The 21,206-nt window shown below is 70.8% G+C and carries 19 protein-coding genes and 1 pseudogene; 9 read left to right on the forward strand and 11 right to left on the reverse strand.

Annotation, left to right across the window (positions count from 1 at the left end; translation table 11 throughout):
* Positions 1-47 precede the first annotated feature (47 nt).
* Positions 48-2,252 carry an RICIN domain-containing protein gene (locus ACFQ6S_RS01465; RefSeq protein WP_383404255.1) on the reverse strand — a complete coding sequence of 735 codons (2,205 nt, stop codon included), beginning with the start codon at positions 2,250-2,252 and terminating at the stop codon, positions 48-50.
* Positions 2,253-2,348: 96 nt separating this feature from the next.
* Positions 2,349-3,221 (reverse strand): annotated as a pseudogene (locus ACFQ6S_RS01470) (chitinase); the annotation flags it as partial.
* Positions 3,222-3,602: 381 nt separating this feature from the next.
* Between ACFQ6S_RS01470 and ACFQ6S_RS01475 the strand changes: the two are divergent.
* Positions 3,603-4,256, forward strand: a complete 654-nt coding sequence (locus tag ACFQ6S_RS01475) for a TMEM175 family protein (RefSeq protein ID WP_383401762.1) — start codon at positions 3,603-3,605, stop codon at positions 4,254-4,256.
* A 12-nt stretch (positions 4,257-4,268) separates the two neighbouring features.
* Here ACFQ6S_RS01475 and rox read toward each other — a convergent pair whose 3' ends face one another.
* The 6 genes from rox to ACFQ6S_RS01505 all read right to left on the reverse strand — a co-directional run bounded on the left by rox (position 4,269) and on the right by ACFQ6S_RS01505 (position 10,815).
* Positions 4,269-5,702, reverse strand: coding sequence for a rifampin monooxygenase (gene rox / locus ACFQ6S_RS01480; RefSeq protein ID WP_383401765.1), 1,434 nt, complete (start codon positions 5,700-5,702; stop codon positions 4,269-4,271).
* A gap of 166 nt (positions 5,703-5,868) precedes the next feature.
* Entirely contained in the window at positions 5,869-6,396 is a 528-nt protein-coding gene (locus tag ACFQ6S_RS01485) for an NUDIX hydrolase family protein (protein WP_383404257.1), read from the reverse strand.
* A gap of 42 nt (positions 6,397-6,438) precedes the next feature.
* On the reverse strand, positions 6,439-7,602 hold the full coding sequence (locus tag ACFQ6S_RS01490; RefSeq protein WP_383401767.1) for an amidohydrolase family protein: 1,164 nt from the start codon (positions 7,600-7,602) through the stop codon (positions 6,439-6,441).
* A gap of 1 nt (position 7,603) precedes the next feature.
* Positions 7,604-9,007 (reverse strand): glutamine synthetase, encoded by a 1,404-nt coding sequence (locus tag ACFQ6S_RS01495; RefSeq protein WP_383401770.1) that lies wholly within the window; start codon positions 9,005-9,007, stop codon positions 7,604-7,606.
* Between the two features lie 57 nt (positions 9,008-9,064).
* Entirely contained in the window at positions 9,065-9,874 is an 810-nt protein-coding gene (locus ACFQ6S_RS01500) for an SAM-dependent methyltransferase (RefSeq protein ID WP_383401772.1), read from the reverse strand.
* Positions 9,875-10,005: 131 nt separating this feature from the next.
* Entirely contained in the window at positions 10,006-10,815 is an 810-nt protein-coding gene (locus ACFQ6S_RS01505) for a hypothetical protein (protein ID WP_383401775.1), read from the reverse strand.
* 248 nt (positions 10,816-11,063) lie between these two features.
* Here ACFQ6S_RS01505 and ACFQ6S_RS01510 point away from each other — a divergent pair, with 248 nt between their 5' ends.
* From ACFQ6S_RS01510 to ACFQ6S_RS01540, 7 genes are read left to right on the forward strand one after another with little or no spacing between them, the layout of a single operon-like run.
* Positions 11,064-11,702, forward strand: coding sequence for a helix-turn-helix domain-containing protein (locus ACFQ6S_RS01510; protein ID WP_383401777.1), 639 nt, complete (start codon positions 11,064-11,066; stop codon positions 11,700-11,702).
* Positions 11,703-11,747: 45 nt separating this feature from the next.
* Positions 11,748-13,073 (forward strand): M24 family metallopeptidase, encoded by a 1,326-nt coding sequence (locus ACFQ6S_RS01515; protein WP_383401780.1) that lies wholly within the window; start codon positions 11,748-11,750, stop codon positions 13,071-13,073.
* Positions 13,073-14,050 carry a thiamine pyrophosphate-dependent dehydrogenase E1 component subunit alpha gene (locus ACFQ6S_RS01520; RefSeq protein ID WP_383404259.1) on the forward strand — a complete coding sequence of 326 codons (978 nt, stop codon included), beginning with the start codon at positions 13,073-13,075 and terminating at the stop codon, positions 14,048-14,050. Before ACFQ6S_RS01515 ends, ACFQ6S_RS01520 begins: the two co-directional genes overlap by 1 nt.
* Positions 14,038-15,018, forward strand: coding sequence for an alpha-ketoacid dehydrogenase subunit beta (locus tag ACFQ6S_RS01525; RefSeq protein WP_383401782.1), 981 nt, complete (start codon positions 14,038-14,040; stop codon positions 15,016-15,018). The genes ACFQ6S_RS01520 and ACFQ6S_RS01525 overlap by 13 nt, the downstream gene beginning before the upstream one ends.
* 22 nt (positions 15,019-15,040) lie before the next feature.
* On the forward strand, positions 15,041-16,393 hold the full coding sequence (locus tag ACFQ6S_RS01530) for an amidohydrolase family protein (protein WP_383401785.1): 1,353 nt from the start codon (positions 15,041-15,043) through the stop codon (positions 16,391-16,393).
* Positions 16,390-17,265: a cupin domain-containing protein gene (locus ACFQ6S_RS01535; RefSeq protein ID WP_383401787.1), complete on the forward strand. Its 876-nt coding sequence runs from the start codon at positions 16,390-16,392 to the stop codon at positions 17,263-17,265. The genes ACFQ6S_RS01530 and ACFQ6S_RS01535 overlap by 4 nt, the downstream gene beginning before the upstream one ends.
* Positions 17,262-17,954, forward strand: a complete 693-nt coding sequence (locus ACFQ6S_RS01540; protein WP_383401789.1) for an SDR family NAD(P)-dependent oxidoreductase — start codon at positions 17,262-17,264, stop codon at positions 17,952-17,954. The genes ACFQ6S_RS01535 and ACFQ6S_RS01540 overlap by 4 nt, the downstream gene beginning before the upstream one ends.
* A gap of 43 nt (positions 17,955-17,997) precedes the next feature.
* Here the strand turns inward: ACFQ6S_RS01540 and ACFQ6S_RS01545 are convergent, their stop codons facing one another.
* The 3 genes from ACFQ6S_RS01545 to ACFQ6S_RS01555 form a co-directional block, all read right to left on the reverse strand.
* Positions 17,998-18,330, reverse strand: coding sequence for a DUF3140 domain-containing protein (locus ACFQ6S_RS01545; protein ID WP_383401792.1), 333 nt, complete (start codon positions 18,328-18,330; stop codon positions 17,998-18,000).
* 46 nt (positions 18,331-18,376) lie between these two features.
* Positions 18,377-18,859 carry a Dps family protein gene (locus ACFQ6S_RS01550; RefSeq protein ID WP_383401794.1) on the reverse strand — a complete coding sequence of 161 codons (483 nt, stop codon included), beginning with the start codon at positions 18,857-18,859 and terminating at the stop codon, positions 18,377-18,379.
* A gap of 128 nt (positions 18,860-18,987) precedes the next feature.
* Positions 18,988-19,797: an alpha/beta hydrolase gene (locus ACFQ6S_RS01555; RefSeq protein ID WP_383401797.1), complete on the reverse strand. Its 810-nt coding sequence runs from the start codon at positions 19,795-19,797 to the stop codon at positions 18,988-18,990.
* A 160-nt stretch (positions 19,798-19,957) separates the two neighbouring features.
* On the opposite strand from ACFQ6S_RS01555, the gene ACFQ6S_RS01560 reads away from it, so the two are divergent.
* A complete protein-coding gene (locus ACFQ6S_RS01560) occupies positions 19,958-21,145 on the forward strand; it encodes a thiolase family protein (RefSeq protein WP_383401799.1) in 1,188 nt (395 codons plus the stop codon).
* Positions 21,146-21,206: the final 61 nt, after the last annotated feature.

Raw genomic sequence — 21,206 nt, forward strand, 5'->3', positions numbered from 1 at the left:
CCGCCCCTCGTTGGGAGGGGCGGCCGACGGCAGAGCTCAGGGACGCGCTACGGGTAGTTCGTCAGATTCGCCACGTTGGACGTGGAGTTGGACGGGCCGCCCGTGTTGTTGACGACGTGCCGGATGGTGCCCGTGCCGCCGAGGGAGACGGTCACCATGCTGGTGAAGCGCACTCCCGCGTTGTTGGGAGCCTCGATGGCCCGCTCGGCGGCCACGCTCGGGTTGACGTTGAAGAAGCAGTAGCTGCCGAGCCCGTAGGCCTGGTGGCTGGTGACGGAGTCGGCGACCTTGTAGGCCGCGTAGCCCTGGGTGGAGCCGTTCATCCAGGCCGCCTGGTTGGGCGGGTCGTACGGCATCTCGTTCTGGTAGAAGTACGTCCGGCCGCCGTTGCCGTTCCAGATGGTCTGGTACTTCTGGTAGTGCTCGACGAACAGGCCGTACGCGGTGACGTTGTCGCCGTTGACGATCAGTCCGGTGTCCCCGGTGTTGGAGTTCCAGCCGACGCCGCTGCCGTGGTCGGCGCGCCAGATCCACATGTGGTCGCCGATGACGTTGTCGCTGTTGATGACGAGGCTGGTGGTCGCCTTGCCGACGGCGGCGCCGCCGACGCGGAAGTACACGTCGTGCAGGGACGTCGGGTTCGTGGCGTGCGAGGCGGACGAACCGGTCGGGCCGACCTCCATCAGGGTGGGCGAGTTGGTGGTGCCCGCGTCGAAGAGGACGCCCGCGATCTTCACGCCGTCGACGTCGGCCACCTTCATGGCGGTGACGCCGTTGTCCGGGATGAACGTGGCGAGCCCCAGGCCGAGGACGACGGTGTCGGCGCGGTTCACCTGGAGGGTCTGGTTGAGGTGGTAGACGCCGGGGGTGACGAGCAGGTTCTTGCCCGCCGCCAGCGCGGCGTTGATGTCGCCGGCGGTCGCGCCCGGCTTCACGACGTAGAAGGAGTCGAGGGACATCGAGCTGCCGGACGCGGAGCCGCCCGCCCAGCTCGTGGCGCTGGAGTTGGACCGCACCGACGGCACGAACACCTTGTAGGTGCCGTCACCGTCGACGTACAGGAACGGCTTCTCCCGGCTGACCGGGGTCTGCCCCACCGTGGTGTACGGCGGGTTGGGGAAGCTGGTGCCCGGCACGCCCTGGCTGCCGACGAAGACCATGTTCCAGTTGGAGCCGGTCCAGCTGCCGAGCTGGGAGTTGCGGGTCAGCCACTGCTGCTGGGTGCCGGAGTTGACCTGGCCGTCGACCTTGGTGTCGGCGAGCAGACCGCCGCTGGACCAGCCGCCGTCGTCCAGGGCGAGGTTGCCGCGCAGATGCATCCGGCGATAGGCCGACGCCTGCGAGACCGCCCAGCGGTCGCCGCCGCCCGACGGGTTGACGGACAGGTTCTCGGCCCCGCGCCAGAAGTTCTGGGTGGCGTTCTGCGGCGGGAACCAGTCGGCCTCGGCGTGCACCGCGCCGTTGATGGTGACCGCGTCCGGGGACAGCCCGAGTCCGGCGACCTGGGTGTAGAAGCCGACGTTGACGTTCGCGTTGTAGGAGCCCGGCTTGAACATGACGGCGTAGCGCTGGGAGCCGAACTGGTTCGTCTCCTGCTGCTGGAAGATGGAGTTGAGCCGGTTCTGGATCGTCGACGACGACATGGACGGGTCGAAGACGACGACGTTCGGGCCGAGGTCCGGATTGGCCGTCGACTGGTTCACGGGGACCACCTGGAACCGCTGGGCGGCGCTGCCGTTGCAGGTGTACTGCACGAACTGCACGCTGTCGGCGAGCGAGGCGCCCGGGTCGTCCAGGCACTTGCCGCTGCCCCGGTTGACGAAGCGGTAGACGCCGCCGCCCTCGTCGACGGGCAGCCACTGCTGGTTGGCGCCGCCGCCGTAGGCCCACAGATGGACCGGCGCGTTGTCGGCGGTGGAGACGTCGGCGACGTCCACGACCTGGCCGGTGTTGTTGCGGTTGTTGATGCGGACGTAGCCGTCGCTGGTGGGCGTGAAGTTCCAGTTCTGGGCCGTGGAGCCGTTGCAGGCGTACTGCTGCACGACGGTGCCGTTGGCGGTGGCGGCCGCTCGGGCGTCCAGGCACCTGCCGCTCGCGGCGTTCATGATGGTCGCGAAGTCGGCGGGCAGCGCGGCCGCCGCGCTCTCCGCGGCGCCGGCGGGCGCGGGCGCCGAGGTGAGCAGGGACGCGGCCGCCACGGTGACGACCGTGACGGCGGTGGATCTGCGGAGGCGCCTGAGCGCGGGACGCACAAAGGTGAGCACTGATTCTCCTCGCCGAGCGAAGCGATACGGGGGGTTCCCCAGGCCGGGGCCGGGGGAGGGTCGACGCTGGTGGGGGTGGCTGGATCAGCCGGTGTATCCGGCGAACACCCGGGTGAAGTCCCAGTCGGCCTGGTTCACGCCGGAACAGCTGTCGGCGGGGCCGCCGGTGCAGGGGCGGTCCCGGTTGGCGGACCAGAAGGTCAGCCGCGCCAGGTGGTGTTGCTGGGCGTAGGCGAGCATGGTCCTGAAGTCGTTGACCGTGACGGTCTCGTTCTGGTCGGTGATGCCGTTCATCGACGAGATGCCCATGGACCGGTAGGCCTGGTCGTCGCTGTAGCCGTACGCCGACTTCAGCGAGTTCTTGAGCCCCTCGGCGGCCCGCACGGACAGCTCGCCCATGTTCTGTCCGTTGCCGCCGAAGTTGAACGGCATGATCGTCCAGGCGTCCACCGTCAGGCCGGTGTCCGCGGCCCGGTCGATCAGGCTGGTGTCGGGGCCGTTCTGGCCGGTGCCGATGGTGACGTACACCTTCAGGCCGGGGTTGTCGGCCTTGACCTTCTTCAGGGCGTCGACGGTGCGCTGCTGCACGGTCGGGCTGTCGTAGGCGTCGGCTTCGAGGTCGATGTCGATGGCCTTGAGCCCGAAGGCGCTGATCACCTTCTGGTAGGCGGCGGCCAGTTCGCCCGCACTGGAGCAGGAGCTCTCCAGCTTGTTGCCGCTCCAGCCGCCGAACGACGGGACGACGTCACCGCCGTTCGCCCGCACGGTCTCGATCGTGCGCTGGTCGACCCCGCCCGTCAGCGAACGGCCGCCGTCCCACTGCGGGTTGCAGTAGCCGTTGCTGAGGACGAAGGCGAGCGTGAAGTACTTGACGCCGGTGGCGTTGCTGACCGTGGTGGGGTTCGGCGGGCTGCCCCAGCCGTTGTAGAGGTAGGGCGCCACCGCCATCGGTGCGGCGAGGGCGGCCGGGTCGTCGGGTGCGGCCTGTGCGGGGGGAGTGGAGAGCAGGCCGGTGGTGAGGGAGAGCGCGGTGAGGGATATGGCCGCGGGGAGAGTCTTGGGCATGTGCGCGGAAGCCCTTCGTGGGGGTGAGCAACCGGGGCCGCGTTCACCTTCTGAACGGTGAGTGCGTCACGTGGTGGTCTGGCTGACCCGTGAACCTAAAGGTATGGACCACTTCCGTCAAGACGTGAAGTAAGCTTTGGCAACAATTAATTGCGGCCCCGATCGGAACGGGCCGACTCGCCTCCGTCGGTCCCGCCGCGGCACGTGGTACTTCTTGCCTTCCCGGCCCCACCGCCGCACCGGACCGTTGACGATTCGCCTGGTGGCACCGATATGACGAACCGCCCCTTCGGCCTGCACCGCCGTCACGTGGCCGTGGGTCCCGAACGACTTCTCGCCCTCGGTGACGCCGTGTTCTCCATCGCGATGACCCTGCTCGCGCTCGACATCACCGTCCCGGACGGCCTGCCCGGGACCGAGGTCGCCGACGCCGTGGCGGATGCCGTGCCCACCATGGGCGCCTATCTGCTCAGCTTCGCCGTCATCGGCACGCTCTGGCTGGTCCAGCACGGCCTGTTCCGCCTGATCGCGACACTCGACCGCTGGCTGCTCCTGCTCTACTTCGCGCTCCTGGCGCTGGTCGCCGCACTGCCCTTCCCGACCCGGCTGATCAGCGAGTACGGCGAGACGGTCACGGCGACCGCCTGCTACGCGGCGGCGATCGCCCTGGCCGTGGCCCTGATGTGCGGCATGTACGTACGCCTGCTCGTGAACCCCGCCTCGGCGGTGCCGCAGGCCTCTCCCGCGGCACTGAAGGGGGAGATCCGCCATGGCGTCCTGCTGGTCCTCGTCTTCGCCAGCTCGATCCCGGTGGCCTTCTACTCGCCGGACCTCGCCAAGTACTGGTGGCTGCTGGCCATCGGGACACGGCTGCTGTACCGCAGGCCGGCCGGCACCTCGAAGGCACCGGCCGACGCGGGGGAGTGACGCCCGGCGGACCTAGACAGCCGAGTCGGCGTCGCCGAACCACCGGCGCAGCCCTGCGCGCAGCTCCTCCTGGTCCTCACCGACCCACGCCACATGGCCGTCCGGCCGCAGCAGCGCCGCGGGCACGTCCAGGTCCTCGCTGACGTCGACGACATGGTCGACCCGGTCCGCCCAGCCCTGCACCGACAGCCGGCCGGTCCGGTCGAGCAGCAGTCCACGTCCGTCGTGCATCAACTCATAGAGGCGGCCCCGCTTGAGGGGCACGTCCCGCATGCGCCGGCCGAGCAGATCGTGTCCCTCGCCGAAGTCGTAGCGGACCTCGACCGCGGTGATCATCCCGGTGACGTACCGGTTCACCTCTTCGAAGTCCATGAGCTTCGAGAACAGTTCCCGCAGCGCGGTCGGGCCCGGTTCCGTGCCCAGCAGGGTGATCTGCGCGCGAGTGTTGGCCAGCACGGCGGCGCCCACCGGGTGCCGTTCGGCGTGATAGGTGTCCAGCAGCCCTTCCGGTGCCCAGCCCCGGACCGCTGCGGCCAGCTTCCAGCCCAGGTTGAACGCGTCCTGGACTCCGAGGTTGAGTCCCTGCCCGCCGGTCGGCGGATGGATGTGCGCCGCGTCGCCGGCCAGCAGCACCCGGCCGACCCGGTATCGATCGGCCTGCCGGGTCGCGTCACCGAACCGGGAGAGCCAGCGCGGTGAGTGCGCACCGAAATCGGTGCCCGCGACGGCCCGCAACCGCCGCTTGAAATCCTCCAGGGTCGGCTCGCCCGCACGGTCCTCGGCCACGCCGTCGGCGGGCACCACGACGCGGTAGAGCCCGTTCGCGTCGGCGGCGGCGCCGAACCGCAGCTGGGTCCTGCGGACTTCGGCGACGACGGCGTCGATCGTCTCCGGATCCTCCGTCAGCTCCATCTCGCCCAGCAGCGTCTCGACCGTGGCGGCCTCACCGGGGAAGCCGACGCCCAGCAGCTTGCGCACCACACTGCGGCCGCCGTCACAGCCGGCGAGATAACGCGAGCGAAGCCGCGTACCGTCCGCCAGCTCCACGCTCACCCCGTCCTCGTCCTGGCTCAGCCCGACCACCTCGCAGCCGCGCCGGATCTCGGTGCCGAGTTCGAGGGCACGCTCGTTCAGCAGCCGCTCGGTGACCGGCTGCGGGGTCGCGAGGCCGTACGGGTGAGCCGTGTCGAGGCGGTCCGGCCAGGGCTTGGCGATGCCGCCGAAGAGACCGCCGACCTGGAACTTCTCACTGACCGCCGCGAACCGGTCCAGGATGCCGCGCTGGTCCATCACCTCGACGCTGCGCGCGTGCAGCCCCTGACCACGGGACTGCGGGGTCGGTTCGGTCAGCTTCTCCAGCACGACCACGTGCACGCCGTGCAGCCGCAGTTCGGCCGCCAGCATCAGGCCGGTCGGGCCACCGCCCACAACGATCACGTCTGTCATCACAATCCCCGTTTCCGCAGGTCCTGGCTTCGGTGGGCGATTGTGCTGCACGAGGGGGGCCTTGCCGCAAGCCCCCCGGTGCGCTATACGTTGAACATGGCAAGGAGTCGGCGGACCTCCTTGCCTCTGTTGTTTCTCCCGACGGCTCTCCCGCCCGCCGGTCGCGTCAGATCACGCAGCCCACATGCGCCAGCGCCTGCTTCAGCAGCACCCCGTGCCCACCCGGCATCTCGCTCTGCACCGCCGGCGACAGGGCCTCCTGCGGACTGAACCAGACCAGGTCGAGGGCGTCCTGGCGGGGCTGGCAGTCACCGGTGACCGGGACGACGTAGGCGAGGGAGACCGCGTGCTGACGCGGGTCGTGGTACGGCGTGATGCCCTGCGTCGGGAAGTACTCCGCGACGGTGAACGGCTGGAGAGAGGTCGGCACACGGGGGAGCGCCACCGGGCCGAGGTCCTTCTCCAGATGGCGCAGCAGGGCGTCGCGGACGCGCTCGTGATGCAGCACGCGGCCGGAGACCAGGGTCCGGCTGACCGTTCCGTCCGATCCGATGCGCAGCAGGAGGCCGATGCTGGTGACCTCACCGCTGTCGTCGACGCGCACGGGCACTGCCTCGACGTACAGAATGGGCATGTTGGCGCGTGCCTGCTCCAGCTCGTCGCTGGTCAGCCAGCCGGGCGTGGTTTCGGTCATGTCAGACATTGCTTGATCATACTTTCCAGGAATTGCGAACGCTCAGTCGCGAGGGGGACGGGGGACGGAGGACGGGGGGCGGGGAAGTCCGTAGAGGCGGCGGGCATTGTCGCCGGCCGCCCACGCCGCGATCCGCAGCGCGTCCGGCAGGCTCAGCTCGTCGGCGTCCACCCGTTCCTGGAGCAGCTCGCCCAGGCCGCGACGGAACGCCAGTGCGCCGAGCCGGTACGACTCGGCCAGACCATAGGCGTCGGAGCTGTACAGCAGTTTGCGGAACGGGGTGATCTCCAGGGCTTCGGCCAGGATCGCCCGGGAGCGGGCCGGGCCGACGTGATGCAGGGTGAGGCCCACGTCCAGATACACCTGCTCGAAGACCGCCGCCAGATAGGCCGCCTGACGCTGGTACGGCCAGCAGTGCAGGAGCAGGACCGGGATCGTGCCCTTGGTGAGGTGCAGCCAGTCCGTGAGGTGGGTCGGGTCCACTCGGGGCAACCGGATGTCGTCGTCGCCGAAACCGGTGTGGAGCTGGAGGGGCAGCCCCAGGTCCACCGCCGTCCACAGCAGATGCCGTACCAGGACCGGATCGGCGAGTCGGCCGCCGTCCGCCAGCCACTGCCGGGCCGCCGCGGTGACGAGCGCGTCCGAGGGACGCGCCGGATCGAGCTCGAAACCGGTGCGGTAGGCGGCCACCGACTTCACGGCCACCACGCCCGGCCGGCGCACGGCCTCCTCGAGGGTCGTGCGGAACACGGCGATGTACGCGTCCGGCTCGACGCCCTCGGCCGCGACCGCCTCGGCGACCGACTCCAGCCGTACGACTTCGCAGGCGGCCGCGTCGGCGATGCCCGCCAGCTCCTGGGGCGAGGTGATCGGGTGGGGCGTGTACCCCGTGTCGACGCAGAACGCCTCGGTCCCGGCGGCGGCCAGGAACCGGCGGCTCACCTCGCGTCCCCCCAGCTCCGTGCGCCGGTTCAGATAGTCGTCGGCGTCGGCGTGGCGCGGCAGGTCCAACAGGGGTGCGCAGTGGCGGCGCACGGCGATGCCGAGCGGAGTGTCGAACGTCGAGATGCCGGGCCATGGCCCGCCCTCGGTGAGCAGGGACTCGAAGCCGGCCCGGTCCAGGTCGGCGGTGACGATCCCGTGGCAGTGATGGTCGACCAGCGGCAGCGCCGCGAGCGCCTCGTGGACCGGCCCTGTGGCGCTCATGTCAGTACTTCCACCGGTACGCCGCGGCCACCTGGTCATCGTCCAGCCCGGTGACGGCGTCGATCTCGCCCTGCCGTACGGCGATCACGGCGTCGGCGAGCACCGGGCCCAGCGCGGCACGCAGCACCTGGTTCGTACGGAACTCCCCGACGGCCTCGCCCAGCGAGGCCGGCAGTCTGCGGATCTCTCGGGCCGCCCTCTCGTCCGCGCTCAGCCGCGCCGGATCGCCGGTGATCTCCTCGGGCAGGAGCGCGCCCGACGTCAGACCGTCGAGGCCGGCGGCGATCAGGCAGCCCAGGGCGAGATAGGGGTTGGCGGCCAGGTCCACCGGCTTGACCTCCAGATTGGCGGCCTGGTCGCGATGGCCGGCCGTGCCGGTGACGACACGCAGTCCCGCTTCGCGGGTCTCCCGGCCCCATGCGGTGAACACCCCGGCCCACTGCGAGGGCTTCAGCCGCAGATAGCCGGCCGGGCTGGGCGCGGTCACCGCGGTGAGGGCGGGGAGGTGGGTGAGCAGACCGGCCGCGAAGGACTCGGCCTCGGGCCGCATACCGTGGCGGCGGTCACCGCCCGTGTGCAGGTTGAACCCGTCGCGCCAGGCGGACAGGTGAACATGGCCGCCGTTGCCGACGCCCTGCCCGAGGACGGCCGGGGCGAAGGACACCGCGATGCCATGGCGCCGGGCCACCGCGCGGATCGTCTGCCGTACCAGCACGCTGTGGTCGGCCGCCGCCACCGGGTCGAGCGCGGCCACCGACAGCTCGAACTGCCCGGCCGCGTACTCGGGATGGAACTGGTCGACGTCCACGCCCTGCCGCGCCAGCGCCGCCAGCAGATCGGCGGCGCAGTCGCTCAACTCGACCTGGCGGGTGGCGCTGTACGCCGGACCCGTCACCGCGGGCACGAACGCGCCGTCGGGACCCGGCGGTCGGGCGACGGACCACTCGATCTCGATGCTCGCCTTGAAGGAGACACCGTGCCGCTCGGCGGCCTCCCGGACCGTCCGCCGCAGAAAGGTACGGCTGCACGCCGGATGCCGCTCGCCCTCCTGGGTGACACGGTCGACCGGCGCCCATGCCCAGCCGGGCTGGCCGGCCAGCTCCACCAGGTGGTCCAGGTCGGGGTAGAGACGCAGATCGCCGTCCGGGGAGCCGAGGACGTCCGTGGTGACGATGGAGTCGTTCGCCAGGAAGGTGTCGAACACCGGCGACATGCCGACGCCCCAGGCCGCCGCCGAGGCGAGCTTCGCCGTCGGGACCGTCTTCACCCGGCCGACGCCCGCCGTGTCCACGTAGGCCAGGACGATCCCGTGAACGCCCCGCCCGGCCAGCTCGCCGCTCAGCGCGCCGGCCCGCTCCACGTCACCGGGGCGCCCGCCCGGGACGGGGTCGGCAAGGGTGGTCATACGGTCTCCTCGACGAGCTCGGCCGGTCCGCGCCGGAGCGTGCGGTCCCTGTCGGCGTCAGGGTTTCACGGCCACCGCGCCGTACTGCGGTACCGGGACGGGAGAGTCGGGGGCGCGCCACTGCGAGCAGGACACCATCCCCGGCTCCAGCAGCTCCAGACCGTCGAAGAACGCGGCGATCTCCGTGCCGCTGCGGGCGGTGATCGGCGGCGTGGCGTTCTCGTTCCAGAACTTCATCGCCGGGATCTGGCCCTCGCCGCCGAGTTCGGAGTCGAAGGTGGGGTGCGTCAGGACCAGGAGACTGCCGGAGGGGACGGCGGCCAGGACGCGTCGTACGATCTCGCGGGCCTTGTCGTAGTCCAGGACGAAGTTGAGGATGCCCAGCATCATCACCGCGACCGGCTGGTCGAAGTCCAGGGTCTGCGCGGCCCGTTCGACGATGGCGTCCGGGTCGTGCACATCGGCGTCGATGTAGGCGGTGACGCCCTCGTGGGTGCCGGTCAGCAGCGTGCGGGCGTGCACCAGCACGATCGGGTCGTTGTCGACGTACACGATCCGTGAGTCGGGCGCGACGAGCTGGGCGATCTCGTGGGTGTTCTCCGCCGTCGGCAGGCCGGTGCCGATGTCCAGGAACTGGCGTATGCCCCGCTCCTCGGCCACGAAGCGCACGGCGCGGCCGAGGAAGTCGCGGTCCGCGCGGGCGATGTCCCGGATGATCGGGAACATCCCGGCGACCTGCTCGCCGACCTGCTGGTCGACCTCGTAGTTGTCCTTGCCGCCGATCCAGTAGTTCCACACTCGCGCGTTGTGCGCCACACCGGTGTTCAGCCTCGCCGACCCGCCCGACGGGGTGTGGCCATCACTCACGACTCGTCCTCTCCTCGCAGAGACGACCGAAACCGGTCATCGTCCCCATTGTGCCGCTCCGTTGATCACGCTGTCCCCGGAATCGGCAGAGCCGGTACGGCTGTTGGCAGGTGCGAGGCAGGACGGCCGTGCTACTCGATCTCGCTGGGGGTCGCCGCGGGCGACTTCCCGGCCAGGACGTCCTTCAGGCGCTGGGTGCCGAGCTTCACCGCCTGCTCGACGGAGTCGTGCTCGTCCCCGTCCAGGCCGCCCGCCGTGACGGTGATCGCGTCGATGCCGACGCGCACGGCGGCGACGTCCTCGGTGAGGGTCGCCGGTTCGCCGTCCGCCGTGCCCTGCACCGTGATGCGCAGGCCGGCGCGGTCGTCGCCGACGTCGGGCAGGGAGGTCTCGATGACCTGGACCTTGCTCTCCTGACCGTTGTTGGTCACGGTGAACTGGTCGCACTCCTGCGGCAGGGTCTTCAGCCAGGCCAGGGACTCCTCCGGGTCGGTCCGCTCGTACGCGGCCACCTGGTACAGCAGGCGGGACTCGTCCTGCTGGAAGCCGCGCAGCGCGGACGCCCCGGACGGCTTGCCCAGCAACTGGTCGGTGTAGAGGCCGTCCAGCAGCCGCTGGCAGTCGGCGGCATCCGTCTTGCCGGTGAGGAAGTCGTCGGCGTCGACGGTCCCGATGATCAGGGTGTCGTGCCAGTTGGCGACCTCCGAGTCCTTCACCTGCGTCCAGTCGTCCTCGATGTCCGCCGCGGTGATCAGCGCGGTCTGCGCGCCGGACTCGGTGAGCGTGGCGGTGGACGAGGGGGACGGCGTCTGCCGGGCGACGGCCCCGGCCTGTGAGACGTCCTCGTCGCCGCCGTCCGAGCAGGCCGCGGTGGTCAGCAACGCACCGGCGGCCAGGGCCGAGCAAAGAACACGGACAGATCGGGACGGGCGACGGGTCATCTGGGCAGCCTCCTGTGGACGTGACGCGTGCCCCCAGCGCACCACCGCCTCCGACGGCTCACCAGCCACGCCGGACCGTTCGAGTGAGCACGTCCGAAGGCGCCGGGGTGCCCCCACCGGTGCTGAGGTCGTGGCCTTGCGAAGGGCCGCCCGGCTGCCGCTCTGGTGCGATGACCGGCTCCGGTTGTTCAATGAGACTGCACATCACGCGGCCCAGTGGCCCATGAGAACCGGGGGAGGAGCCGTCCGTGTCACCCGCCACCGCGCCACCCGTCGGAGCGCGTATCCGGCAGGCGCGCCTCGCGCGCGGGACGAGCCTGCGCGCGCTGGCCCGTGAGGTCGGGGTCTCGGCGAGCTTGATCTCGCAGATCGAGACCGGCAAGAGCCAGCCCTCCGTGAGCACGCTGTACGCCATCACCACGGCCCTCGGCATCTCCGTCGAGTCCCTCTTCGACGCGGGCGAGGCCGCTGCCCCGGCTCCCGCGGAGGCGGCCTCCGGCACCGTCCCGCACGCCCTGGCCGCCTTCGCCGCCGACCCCGGCCGCCGCATAGGTCCGCTGGTCACACCCGACGGGCGGGAGGTCCTGGAGCTGGACTCGGGCGTGGTGTGGGAGCGTCTCGGCCAGGTTCCGGGCACCCATGTCGACTTCCTGCTGGTGACCTACCGGCCCGGCGGATCCTCCTCCGGCTCCGGCGGCCTCATGCGCCACACCGGCACCGAGTACGGCCATCTGACCTCGGGCGAGCTGATCCTCACCCTCGGCTTCGACGAGTACACGCTGCGCCCGGGCGACGCGGTCTGCTTCGAGTCGACGACCCCGCACCGCTACCGCAACGATGGAGAGGTACCGGCCATCGGCACCTGGTTCGTGTTCAGTGACACTTGACACCCGACCTGGACAGTCGTTCACTCCGAAGTGGGGGTGGTCGCCATGGCGATCCGCACATTCGGACCCAATGCCGTCGACTGGGAAGAGCGCGTCGACCTGGACCGGCTGCGCAGGCAGCGGCTGGCCCGCCTGAACGAGACCCTGAACCACTCCGAGCTCGGCGCGGTGCTCAGCTTCGACTTCGCCAACATCCGCTACATGACCGCCACGCACATCGGCACCTGGGCGATGGACAAGCTGATCCGCTTCGCCCTGCTGGTGCGCGGCGGCGAACCCGTCGTCTGGGACTTCGGCTCCGCCGCCCGGCACCACCAGCTCTACAACCCGTGGCTCGACTACAGCGACGGCAAGGGCGGCCCGCCCACCGGTGCCCGGGCCGGCATCTCCACGCTCCGCGGCGCCTTCCATCCGGACGCCGGTATCGCCCAGGACGTCGCCGCCAAGATCGCGGCCGAGCTGCGCGCCCACGGCCTGGCCGGCGAACCGCTCGGCATCGACGTCGCCGAGATGCCGATCCTGACCGCCCTGCGGGCCGAGGGTATCGACGTCGTCGACGGACAGCAGGTCTTCCTGGAGGCCCGCCGCATCAAGACGCCGGACGAGATCTCCCTGCTCACCCAGGCGTGCGCGATGGTGGACGCCGCCTACGAGGAGCTGTACGGCTATCTGCGCCCCGGCGTGCGCGAGAACGAGTGCGTCGGCGTGGTGAGCAAGGTGCTGTACGACCTCGGCAGCGAGTACGTCGAGGGCGTCAACGCGATCTCCGGCGAGCGCTGTTCACCCCATCCGCATGTCTACAGCGACCGTCTGATCCGCCCCGGCGACCCCGCCTTCTTCGACATCCTGCACAGCCACCTCGGCTACCGCACCTGCTACTACCGCACCTTCGCCGTCGGCAGCGCCTCCGGCGCCCAGCGCGACGCCTACGTACGCTGCCGCGAGTACATGGACCAGGCCATCGCCCTCGTCCGGCCCGGCGCCACCACCGCCGACATCGTCCAGGTCTGGCCGCGCGCCGAGGAGTTCGGCTTCGCCGACGAGACGGCCGCGTTCGCGTTGCAGTACGGCCATGGCGTCGGCCTGTCCATCTGGGAGAAGCCGATCTTCAGCCGGCTGGTCTCCCTCGACCACCCCGAGGTGCTCGAAGAGGGCATGGTGTTCGCGCTGGAGACCTACTGGCCCGCAGCCGACGGCTGGTCGGCCGCCCGGATCGAGGAGGAGGTCGTCGTCACCGCCGACGGCTGTGAGGTCATCACCAAGTTCCCGGCGGAGGAACTCCTGGTGGCGGGCCGCAAGTACTGGACGGTGGGCGGCGAGCTGAACACCCGCCGCGAGTCGCAGTCCCACCTGAACACCGGGACGCCATGATGGACCCGGCCGAACTCCTGGCCGCCTACGAGCAGATGAGCGTCATCCGCCGTACGGAGAAGGCCGCCCACGACCTGTTCCTCCAGGGCCTCGTCAAGGGCACCACCCATCTCGCCGCAGGACACGAGGCCATCGCCGTCGGCGCGAGCGCCGCCCTGCGCCGCGACGACTACGTCTTCGCCACCTACCGCGGCCATCACCATGCCATGGCGCGCGGCGCCACCCCCGAGGAGTGCCTCGCCGAACTCATGAGCCGGGCCACGGGGCTGTGCCGGGCCAAGGGCGGCTCGATGCACCTGACCAAGGCCGCCACCGGCATGCTCGGCTCCTACGCCATCGTCGGCGCCCACCTCCCGATGGCGGCCGGCGCCGCCTGGTCGGCCAAGCTGCGCGGCACCGGCCAGATCGCGGTCGCCTTCTTCGGCGACGGCGCCACCAACATCGGCGCCTTCCACGAGGCGCTCAACCTGGCCGCCGTGTGGAAGCTGCCGGTGCTGTTCGTCTGCGAGAACAACCTGTACATGGAGTACACGCCCATAGCCGACGTCACGGCCGTGGCCCGGCCCGCCGCCGACCGGGCGCCCGCGTACGGCATCCCCGGCGAGACGGTGGACGGCAACGACGTAGTGGCCGTGCACGAGGGGGTGGTCCGGTTCGCGGCGCGGGCCCGGGCGGGAGACGGGCCCGCCCTGCTGGAGGCACGGACCTATCGGCACTTCGGGCACAGCCGCGCCGATCCGGCGGCCTACCGTCCGGCCGAGGAGGTCGAACGCTGGCTGAAGCACGATCCGTTGGACCTGGCGCGCGGGCGGCTGGTCGAGTCGGGGGTGTCCGATGCCGTGGTCAAGGAGGCGGACGAGCGGGCAACGAGCGTCGTGCAGAAGGCTGTTGAGGCAGCGAAGGCCGCCCCGCCGCCCGATCCGGACGAGGCGCTGACCGACGTATGGGCGGACGGAGGTGCGGCGTGGCGGACGTGATCAGCTATCGGGAGGCGGTCGCCGAGGGCATCGCGCGGGAGATGCGGCGCGATCCGTCCGTCGTGTGCCTGGGCGAGGACATCGGTGAGGCGGGCGGGGTGTTCAAGACGACCGTGGGGCTGTTCAAGGAGTTCGGGCCCGAGCGGGTGTGGGACACGCCCATCTCCGAGCAGGCCATCGTGGGGGCCGCCATGGGCGCCGCGATGACGGGGATGCGGCCGGTCGCCGAGATCATGTTCTCCGACTTCCTGGCCTGTTGCTGGGACTACCTCGCCAACGAGATCCCGAAGGTGCGGTACATGACGGGCGGCCAGGTCACCGTCCCGCTCGTGGTGCGCACCGCCAACGGCGGCGGGCTCGGCTTCGGCGCCCAGCACTCCCAGGCCACCGAGAACTGGGCGCTCACCGTGCCCGGCCTGAAGATCGCCGCACCGGCGACCCCCGCCGACGTGATCGGCATGATGGCGGCGGCGATCCGCAGCGACGACCCGGTCGTCTTCTTCGAGCACAAGGGGCTGCTCGCGTCCAAGGGCGCGCCCCCGCCCCCGGACCACGTCGTCGAGCTGGGCCGTGCCGCAGTCGTCCGGGAGGGTGTCGACGTCACCCTCGTCGCGCTCGCCTCGATGGTGCCGGTCGCCCTGAAGGCCGCCGAGCTGCTGTCCGGCGAGGGCATCGAGGCCGAGGTCGTGGACCTGCGCTGTCTGGTGCCGCTGGACGTCACCACCGTTCTCACCTCGCTCGGGCGGACCTCGCGGCTCGTCACCGTCGAGGAGAACCCGTACCAGGGCGGCTGGGGCGCGACGCTCGTCTCGGTCGTCGCGGACGAAGGGTTCGGCCTGCTGGACGCGCCGGTCAGACGAGTGGCGGGGGAGTGCGTCCCGCTGCCGTTCGCCGACGCGCTGGAGGAGCGGGTGATCCCCACCGTCGACAAGGTCGTGGCGGCCGTACGCGGACTCGCCGCCTACTGAACACCCCATGGGAGGAAGGGCGATGAGCAATCGGATACTCCTGCGCGGCGGACACGTACTGTCGATGGACCCCGGCATCGGGGATCTGTCCCAGGGCGACGTCCTCATCGAGGACGGGAAGATCACGGCGGTGGAGCGGGAGATCGGCGCCGACGCGGACGTGCTCGACATGAGCGGCCGGATCGTGATCCCCGGCTTCGTCGACACCCACCGGCACACCTGGGAGGCGTCCATCCGGAACGTCGCCCCCGACGCCACCCTGGACGACTACTTCGTCGACATCCTCGACACCTTCGCCCCGCTCTACACGCCCGAGGACGTGTACGCGGCCAACCTCGCGGGATCGCTGGAGTGCCTGAACGCCGGTATCACCACCCTCGTCGACTGGTCGCACATCAACAACACGCCCGCGCATCCGGACGCCGCGATCCAGGGCCTGAAGGAGAGCGGGATCCGCGCCCAGTACGCGTACGGCAGCGCCAACACCTCGCTCGCCGACTACTGGTTCGAGAGCAGGATCGCGATCCCGGGTGACGACGTACGGCGGATCCGCGACACTCACTTCTCCTCCGACGACGGTCTGCTGACCATGGCCCTGGCCACCCGTGGCCCCGGCTTCTGCGTCGACGACGTCGTCACCGCCGAGTGGGCCCTCGCCCGTGAGCTGGACATCCCGATCACCGTGCACGTGGCCATGGGCCGCCTCGCGGGCCGCTTCGGGATGGTCAAGCATCTGAACGACCTGGGGCTGCTCGGCCCCGACACCACCTACGTCCACTGCTGCTATCTCCACGAGGACGAGTGGCGGATGGTCGCCGACAGCGGCGGTACGGTGTCGATCGCGCCGCAGGTCGAGGTGCAGATGGGGCACGGCTGGCCGCCCGTGATGAAGGCCGTCGAGTACGGGCTGCGGCCGTCCCTGAGCGTCGACGTCGTGACCACCGTGCCCGGCGACATGTTCACCCAGATCCGGGCGGCCTTCGGCGCCGAGCGCGCCCGCGTCAACGCCGACTGCTGGAAGGCCAACATGCCCGTGCCCGACACCATGTTGACGGCACGTCAGATGCTGGAGATCGCGACCTGCAACGGCGCACACGTCGCCGGCCTCGAACAGCGCACCGGCTCCCTCACCCCCGGCAAACGCGCCGACGTCGTCGCGATCGACGCCACCGCGCTGAACATCGCCCCGGTGCACGACCCGGCCGCCGCGGTGACGCTGTCCGCGGACGTCTCCAACGTCGAGACGGTCATCGTCGACGGAGTGATCCACAAGCGCGACGGCCGTCTCGTGGCCGACTCCGACCGGGCCCGGCGACTGGTCCAGGAGTCCCGCGAACGGCTCCTGGCCGCGAAGGAGGCGAAGAGCGCCGCATGACCCGACACCTGGTGCGCCGGGCCGCCGACGTCCCGGAGCCGCCGTACGACGAACTCGGCCATCGACGGCGGGAGTTGGTCGGTGAGGACGACGGGAGCGTGCACACCGGCTTCGGCCTGTGCGAGATACGGCCCGACGGCCTCCTCGCCGCGCATGTGCACTCGTACGAGGAGAGTTTCCATGTGCTCGACGGGGCCGTGATCCTCGATGTGCCCGAGGGGGCGTACCTCCTCGAAGAGGGCGACTACGGCCTTTTGCCGGCCGGCGTCCCGCACGCCTGGCGCGGCGCGGGGGACACCGGCGGACGCTGGGCCGACATGCTCGCCCCGGTGCCGCGCGCCCGCTACGGCCACGACACCCAGGCCGTTCCCGCGCTGCCGGCGCGCGACCCCGTCCGCATCGACGTCCGCGACCCGCGCACCCGGTCCCTCGGCCACTTCGAGCCCGCGCAGATGGACCCCGGCAAGCAGTCGCAGGACCTGCTGGCGGTGTCGGCGAGCATGCGGACCGCGCTGCTCGTGTACAGCGGGATCACCGTGAAGATGATGGTCGACAGCGACCTCGGCGCGGTCGCCTCGACCATGTTCATGGTGCAGTACGCGCCCGACGGCGTCGCGGGCACGCACGACCACCCCTTCGAGGAGACGTATCTGATCCTTCAGGGTGTCGTGGACGCCGCTTTCGACGGAGAGCGTTACCGGCTGGTGCCTGGCGACGTCGCCTGGGCGGGAGCGGGTTGTGTGCACGGCTTCGCCAACGCCGGTCAGGGGACGGTGCGTTGGCTGGAGACACAGTCGCCGCAGCCGCCGGCCCGCCACTCCTACCGGTTCACTCGCGACTGGGAGTATCTGAGGGAGGCCCTGGGGTCATGAGCAGTGTGGTCGTCGTCGGTGGGACGTCCGGGATCGGCCGCGAGTTCGCCCGCTTCCGCGCGGGGCGGGGTGACGAGGTGGTGCTCACGGGCAGGGACGCGCATCGCGCGGACACGGTGGCGAAGGAGGTCGGCGCCGCCCGGGGTCTCGCCCTCGATCTCTCGCGGCCGCGAGAGATCGCCGGCGCGCTGGACGCGGTCGGGCGCGTGGATCATCTGGTGATCGCGGGCATCTCGCGGGACGAGAACCGGGTCTCGGAGTACGACATCGAGGCCGCGCTGCGGCTGGTCACGGTCAAACTCGTGGGCTACACCGAGGTCGTGCACGCCCTGCGGCCCCGGCTGCACGACGACAGCGCGATCGTCCTGTTCGGCGGTCAGGCCAAGGAGCGCCCGTACCCCGGGGCGACGACGGTGGCGACCGTCAACGCGGGGGTGCGCGGCCTGGTGCACACCCTCGCCGTCGAGCTGGCGCCCGTGCGGGTCAACGCCGTGCATCCCGGGGTCGTGGGCGACAGCCCGCACTGGGCGGGCAAGCCCGAGGAGGTGCTGGCGGGGTTGCGCGCCGGCACACCCATCGGGCGGCTCGCCACGATGGCCGACGTGGTGGACGCGGTGGACTTCCTGCTGCGCAATCGATCCGTCAACGCGGTCGAACTCGCCGTGGACGGCGGGTGGTTGCTGGGCTGACGGTCAGGGCCTGAGCGCCGCCCCGCCGTGCAGCGACCCCGCCTCACGGCCTCAGCGGGTCGTGGCCGATCGTCATCAGCTGATGCCGGCGGCGCGTCTGTTCGGGCTCGGGCTCGGATTCGGCGTCGGTCTGCGCCGTCACGGTGTCCACGACGTCGTACATCACCTGGATGTCGGCGTCGGTGAGGTCCGTGCGCCGTTTCTGGAGGATCGCGAGGACGTGCTGCCCGGTCGGCGTGCCGGCCTGGTCGGGCAGCGGCTCGGTCTCCTCGTCCGCGTCGCTGACCCGGAGCCAGGTGGCCAGCTCCTGCGAGGTCATGTTCACCACGCGGTGGAAGTCCTCCCACAGCGCGTCGAGTTCGAGGGCGTCGGTCACGGTGAGTCCCTGTTCTCCGTCGTTGCGCGGTCAGTTCTCGGCGTTCTCAGTCGTCGCGCGGCCAGTTCTCCGCGTCGAACATCCAGCGCTGCTTCTCCAGGTCGCGGGTGATGCCGATCAGCAGGTCCTGGGTCACCGGGTCCGGCTCGGCGGTGGCGGCGATGCGCTCGCGCAGCCGTCCGATGGCCGCCTCCAGCGTGTCCACGATCAGCTGGACGACCTCCCCGTCGCGCACCCAGCCCTCCTTGGAGCCGGGCAGTGTGTAGGCCGCCGCGATCGTCTCCGGCCGGCCGTCGGGCGGCAGACCGAGCGCCGAGGAGCGTTCGGCGACGGTGTCGGCGTGCGTGCGGGCCAGCGAGACGACCTCGTCGAGCTGGAGATGGATCGACCGGAATCGCGGGCCCACGATGTTCCAGTGCGCCTGCTTCCCGATCAGTGAGATGCCGAGAAGATCGACGAGCGTGCTCTGCAGGGCGTCTCCGGCGACCCGGCGAGCCGGTTCCGGAAGCGTGCTCTTGACCACGGTCATCACGAGCTCCTCCTTCTGGCTTGGTCATGGCCTTGCGGAGCGGTGCGGCGCCCTGACCACTCCGGACGCTGCCCTCACTCCATGCCGGCGCGGGTGCCCAGGGCGAATCGGCGCAAACGCGACCTGTCTCAGTGTGCGAGCACGTCGTCCAGGAAATGGATCAGGTCCGCGAAGACCTCCGCCTTGTTCGTCTCGTGGAACACCTCGTGCCGGGCCCCGGTGTAGACGCGCTCGGTGGTCTCGTCCCCGCGCAGCTCCTCGATCCCGACCCGGCTGCCCGGGAGTGGCACCACCCGGTCGTCGTCGCCGTGCAGCCACAGCAGTGGCAGGTCCCCGATGTCACCGCTCTTGGACACGGTGTCCAGCATCCGGGCGAACGCCCGCACCGTCGGCCGCTTCATCGGCCCGTGCCAGACCAGTGCGTCCCTCGCGTACGCCGGCCCCACGTCGGGATCGCGGGAGAGCGCGGCCGGGTTGATCGGGGTGTCGGGGATCTCGTCGAGGGCGAGCAGCCGCCGGGGCAGTTCCCAGTCGCCGATCACGGGCCCGGACAGCACCAGGGCGGCGAGCCCGTCGCCGTGCAGCTGTGCGTACCGTGCGGCCACGAGTCCGCCCATCGAGTGCCCGACCAGGACGACCGGCACATCCGGATGGGCGGCCCGGGCGAGGGCGGCGACGGTGTGCACATCGGCGACCACATCCTCGAAGTCCTCGATCACCACCCGTTCGCCGGCCGACCGCCCGTGCCCGATGTGGTCCGGCCCGAACACGGCCGCACCCTGCCCGACCAGCACGTCCGCCACCTCGGCGTACCGGCCGATGTGCTCGCCGTAGCCGTGGACGACGAGCGCGACGAAGCGGGCCCGCGGGTTTCGCCACTCCCGCACGGCGATGGCCCCCCGGCTTCCCTCGAGGACGTGTTCACGCGTGTCGGCCATGGTTCCTCCGGCTGCGATCGGCCGACGTCGGCTGTGGTCGGCTGCGTCGGTGAAGGTTCCCGAGGATCTTCCCAGGGCGCGGCGGGTCGGTCTATAGTCCAAAACTAGCGGTGCTAATTAACAGGGTGCCGATCCATACAGCCCGGTCAGGAGTCCTGTCGTGCGTCCCGTCCACTTCGCGGCCGCCCGCCGCACCCCCATCGGCAAGCTGCGCGGAGCGCTGTCGTCCGTACGGCCCGACGATCTCGCCGCCGCCGTGATCAGGGGCCTCGTCGCCGACGTCCCCGCACTGGACCCGGCACGCATCGACGACGTCTACTGGGGCGCCGCCAACCAGGCCGGCGAGGACAACCGCAACGTCGCCCGCATGGCCGCGCTGCTCGCCGGCCTGCCGGAGTCCGTCCCCGGCGCCACGGTCAACCGCCTCTGCGCGTCGGGCCTGGAGGCGGTCACGACGGCCGCCCGCACCATCGCCGCCGGCGACGCCGACATCGTGCTCGCGGGCGGTTCCGAGTCCATGAGCCGTGCGCCCTTCGTCCTGCCCCGCCCCGACGAGGCGCTGCCCCACCGCATCGAGACCTTCGACACCCGGCTCGGCTGGCGCCTGGTCAACCCGGCGATGAAGGAACTGCACGGCCTGCTGTCCATGGGCGAGACGGCCGAGGAGGTCGCCGAGCGCCACGGCATCCCGCGCGAGCGGCAGGACGACTTCGCCCTGCGCAGCCACCAACGGGCCGCCGAAGCCCGCAAGAACGGCCACTTCGACGACGAACTCCTACCGGTGGAGCGCCCCGACGGAGTCCTGGTCGACAGTGACGAGTGCATCCGTGAGGACACCTCGTACGAGAAGCTGTCCCGGCTGAAGCCGGTCTTCCGCAACGGCGGCACGGTCACCGCGGGCAACGCCTCACCGATGAACGACGGCGCCGCCGGACTGCTCCTGGTCAGCGAGGAGGCCCTCAACGAACTGGGCCTGGAGTCCCTCGGCCGCTATGTCGCCGGCGCCTCCGCCGGCGTCCACCCCGACGTGATGGGCATCGGCCCGGTCCCCGCCACCCGCAAGGCCCTGGCCCGCGCCGACTGGACGATCGCCGACATCCAGGAGGCCGAGTTCAACGAGGCGTTCGCGGCGCAGGCACTCGCGTGCGTGGACGAACTCGGCATCGCACCCGACCTGGTCAACCCGAGCGGCGGCGCGATCGCGCTGGGGCACCCGCTGGGCTGCTCGGGCGCACGGATACTGACGACGCTGCTGCACCGGATGCGGCGGACAGGGGCCGAGCGCGGACTCGCCACGATGTGTGTGGGAGTCGGGCAGGGGAGTGCGCTCCTGGTGGAGAGGCACTAGCAATCTCCCAACTGGCGAGACGCTCCTTACCGGTACCTGTTGTCTGCACATACCATCGGTC

Source organism: Streptomyces sp. NPDC056479 (genome assembly GCF_042795335.1).
GTDB lineage: Bacteria > Actinomycetota > Actinomycetes > Streptomycetales > Streptomycetaceae > Streptomyces.

Excerpts from the sequence above, each read along its gene's own strand:
- ACFQ6S_RS01475 (WP_383401762.1), top strand. The coding sequence starts at position 3,603 with ATGACGAACCGCCCCTTCGGCCTGCACCGCCGTCACGTGGCCGTGGGT.
- rox (WP_383401765.1), bottom strand. The coding sequence starts at position 5,702 with ATGACAGACGTGATCGTTGTGGGCGGTGGCCCGACCGGCCTGATGCTG.
- ACFQ6S_RS01485 (WP_383404257.1), bottom strand. The coding sequence starts at position 6,396 with ATGACCGAAACCACGCCCGGCTGGCTGACCAGCGACGAGCTGGAGCAG.
- ACFQ6S_RS01490 (WP_383401767.1), bottom strand. The coding sequence starts at position 7,602 with ATGAGCGCCACAGGGCCGGTCCACGAGGCGCTCGCGGCGCTGCCGCTG.
- ACFQ6S_RS01495 (WP_383401770.1), bottom strand. The coding sequence starts at position 9,007 with ATGACCACCCTTGCCGACCCCGTCCCGGGCGGGCGCCCCGGTGACGTG.
- ACFQ6S_RS01505 (WP_383401775.1), bottom strand. The coding sequence starts at position 10,815 with ATGACCCGTCGCCCGTCCCGATCTGTCCGTGTTCTTTGCTCGGCCCTG.
- ACFQ6S_RS01515 (WP_383401780.1), top strand. The coding sequence starts at position 11,748 with ATGGCGATCCGCACATTCGGACCCAATGCCGTCGACTGGGAAGAGCGC.
- ACFQ6S_RS01520 (WP_383404259.1), top strand. The coding sequence starts at position 13,073 with ATGGACCCGGCCGAACTCCTGGCCGCCTACGAGCAGATGAGCGTCATC.
- ACFQ6S_RS01530 (WP_383401785.1), top strand. The coding sequence starts at position 15,041 with ATGAGCAATCGGATACTCCTGCGCGGCGGACACGTACTGTCGATGGAC.
- ACFQ6S_RS01535 (WP_383401787.1), top strand. The coding sequence starts at position 16,390 with ATGACCCGACACCTGGTGCGCCGGGCCGCCGACGTCCCGGAGCCGCCG.
- ACFQ6S_RS01540 (WP_383401789.1), top strand. The coding sequence starts at position 17,262 with ATGAGCAGTGTGGTCGTCGTCGGTGGGACGTCCGGGATCGGCCGCGAG.
- ACFQ6S_RS01550 (WP_383401794.1), bottom strand. The coding sequence starts at position 18,859 with ATGACCGTGGTCAAGAGCACGCTTCCGGAACCGGCTCGCCGGGTCGCC.
- ACFQ6S_RS01555 (WP_383401797.1), bottom strand. The coding sequence starts at position 19,797 with ATGGCCGACACGCGTGAACACGTCCTCGAGGGAAGCCGGGGGGCCATC.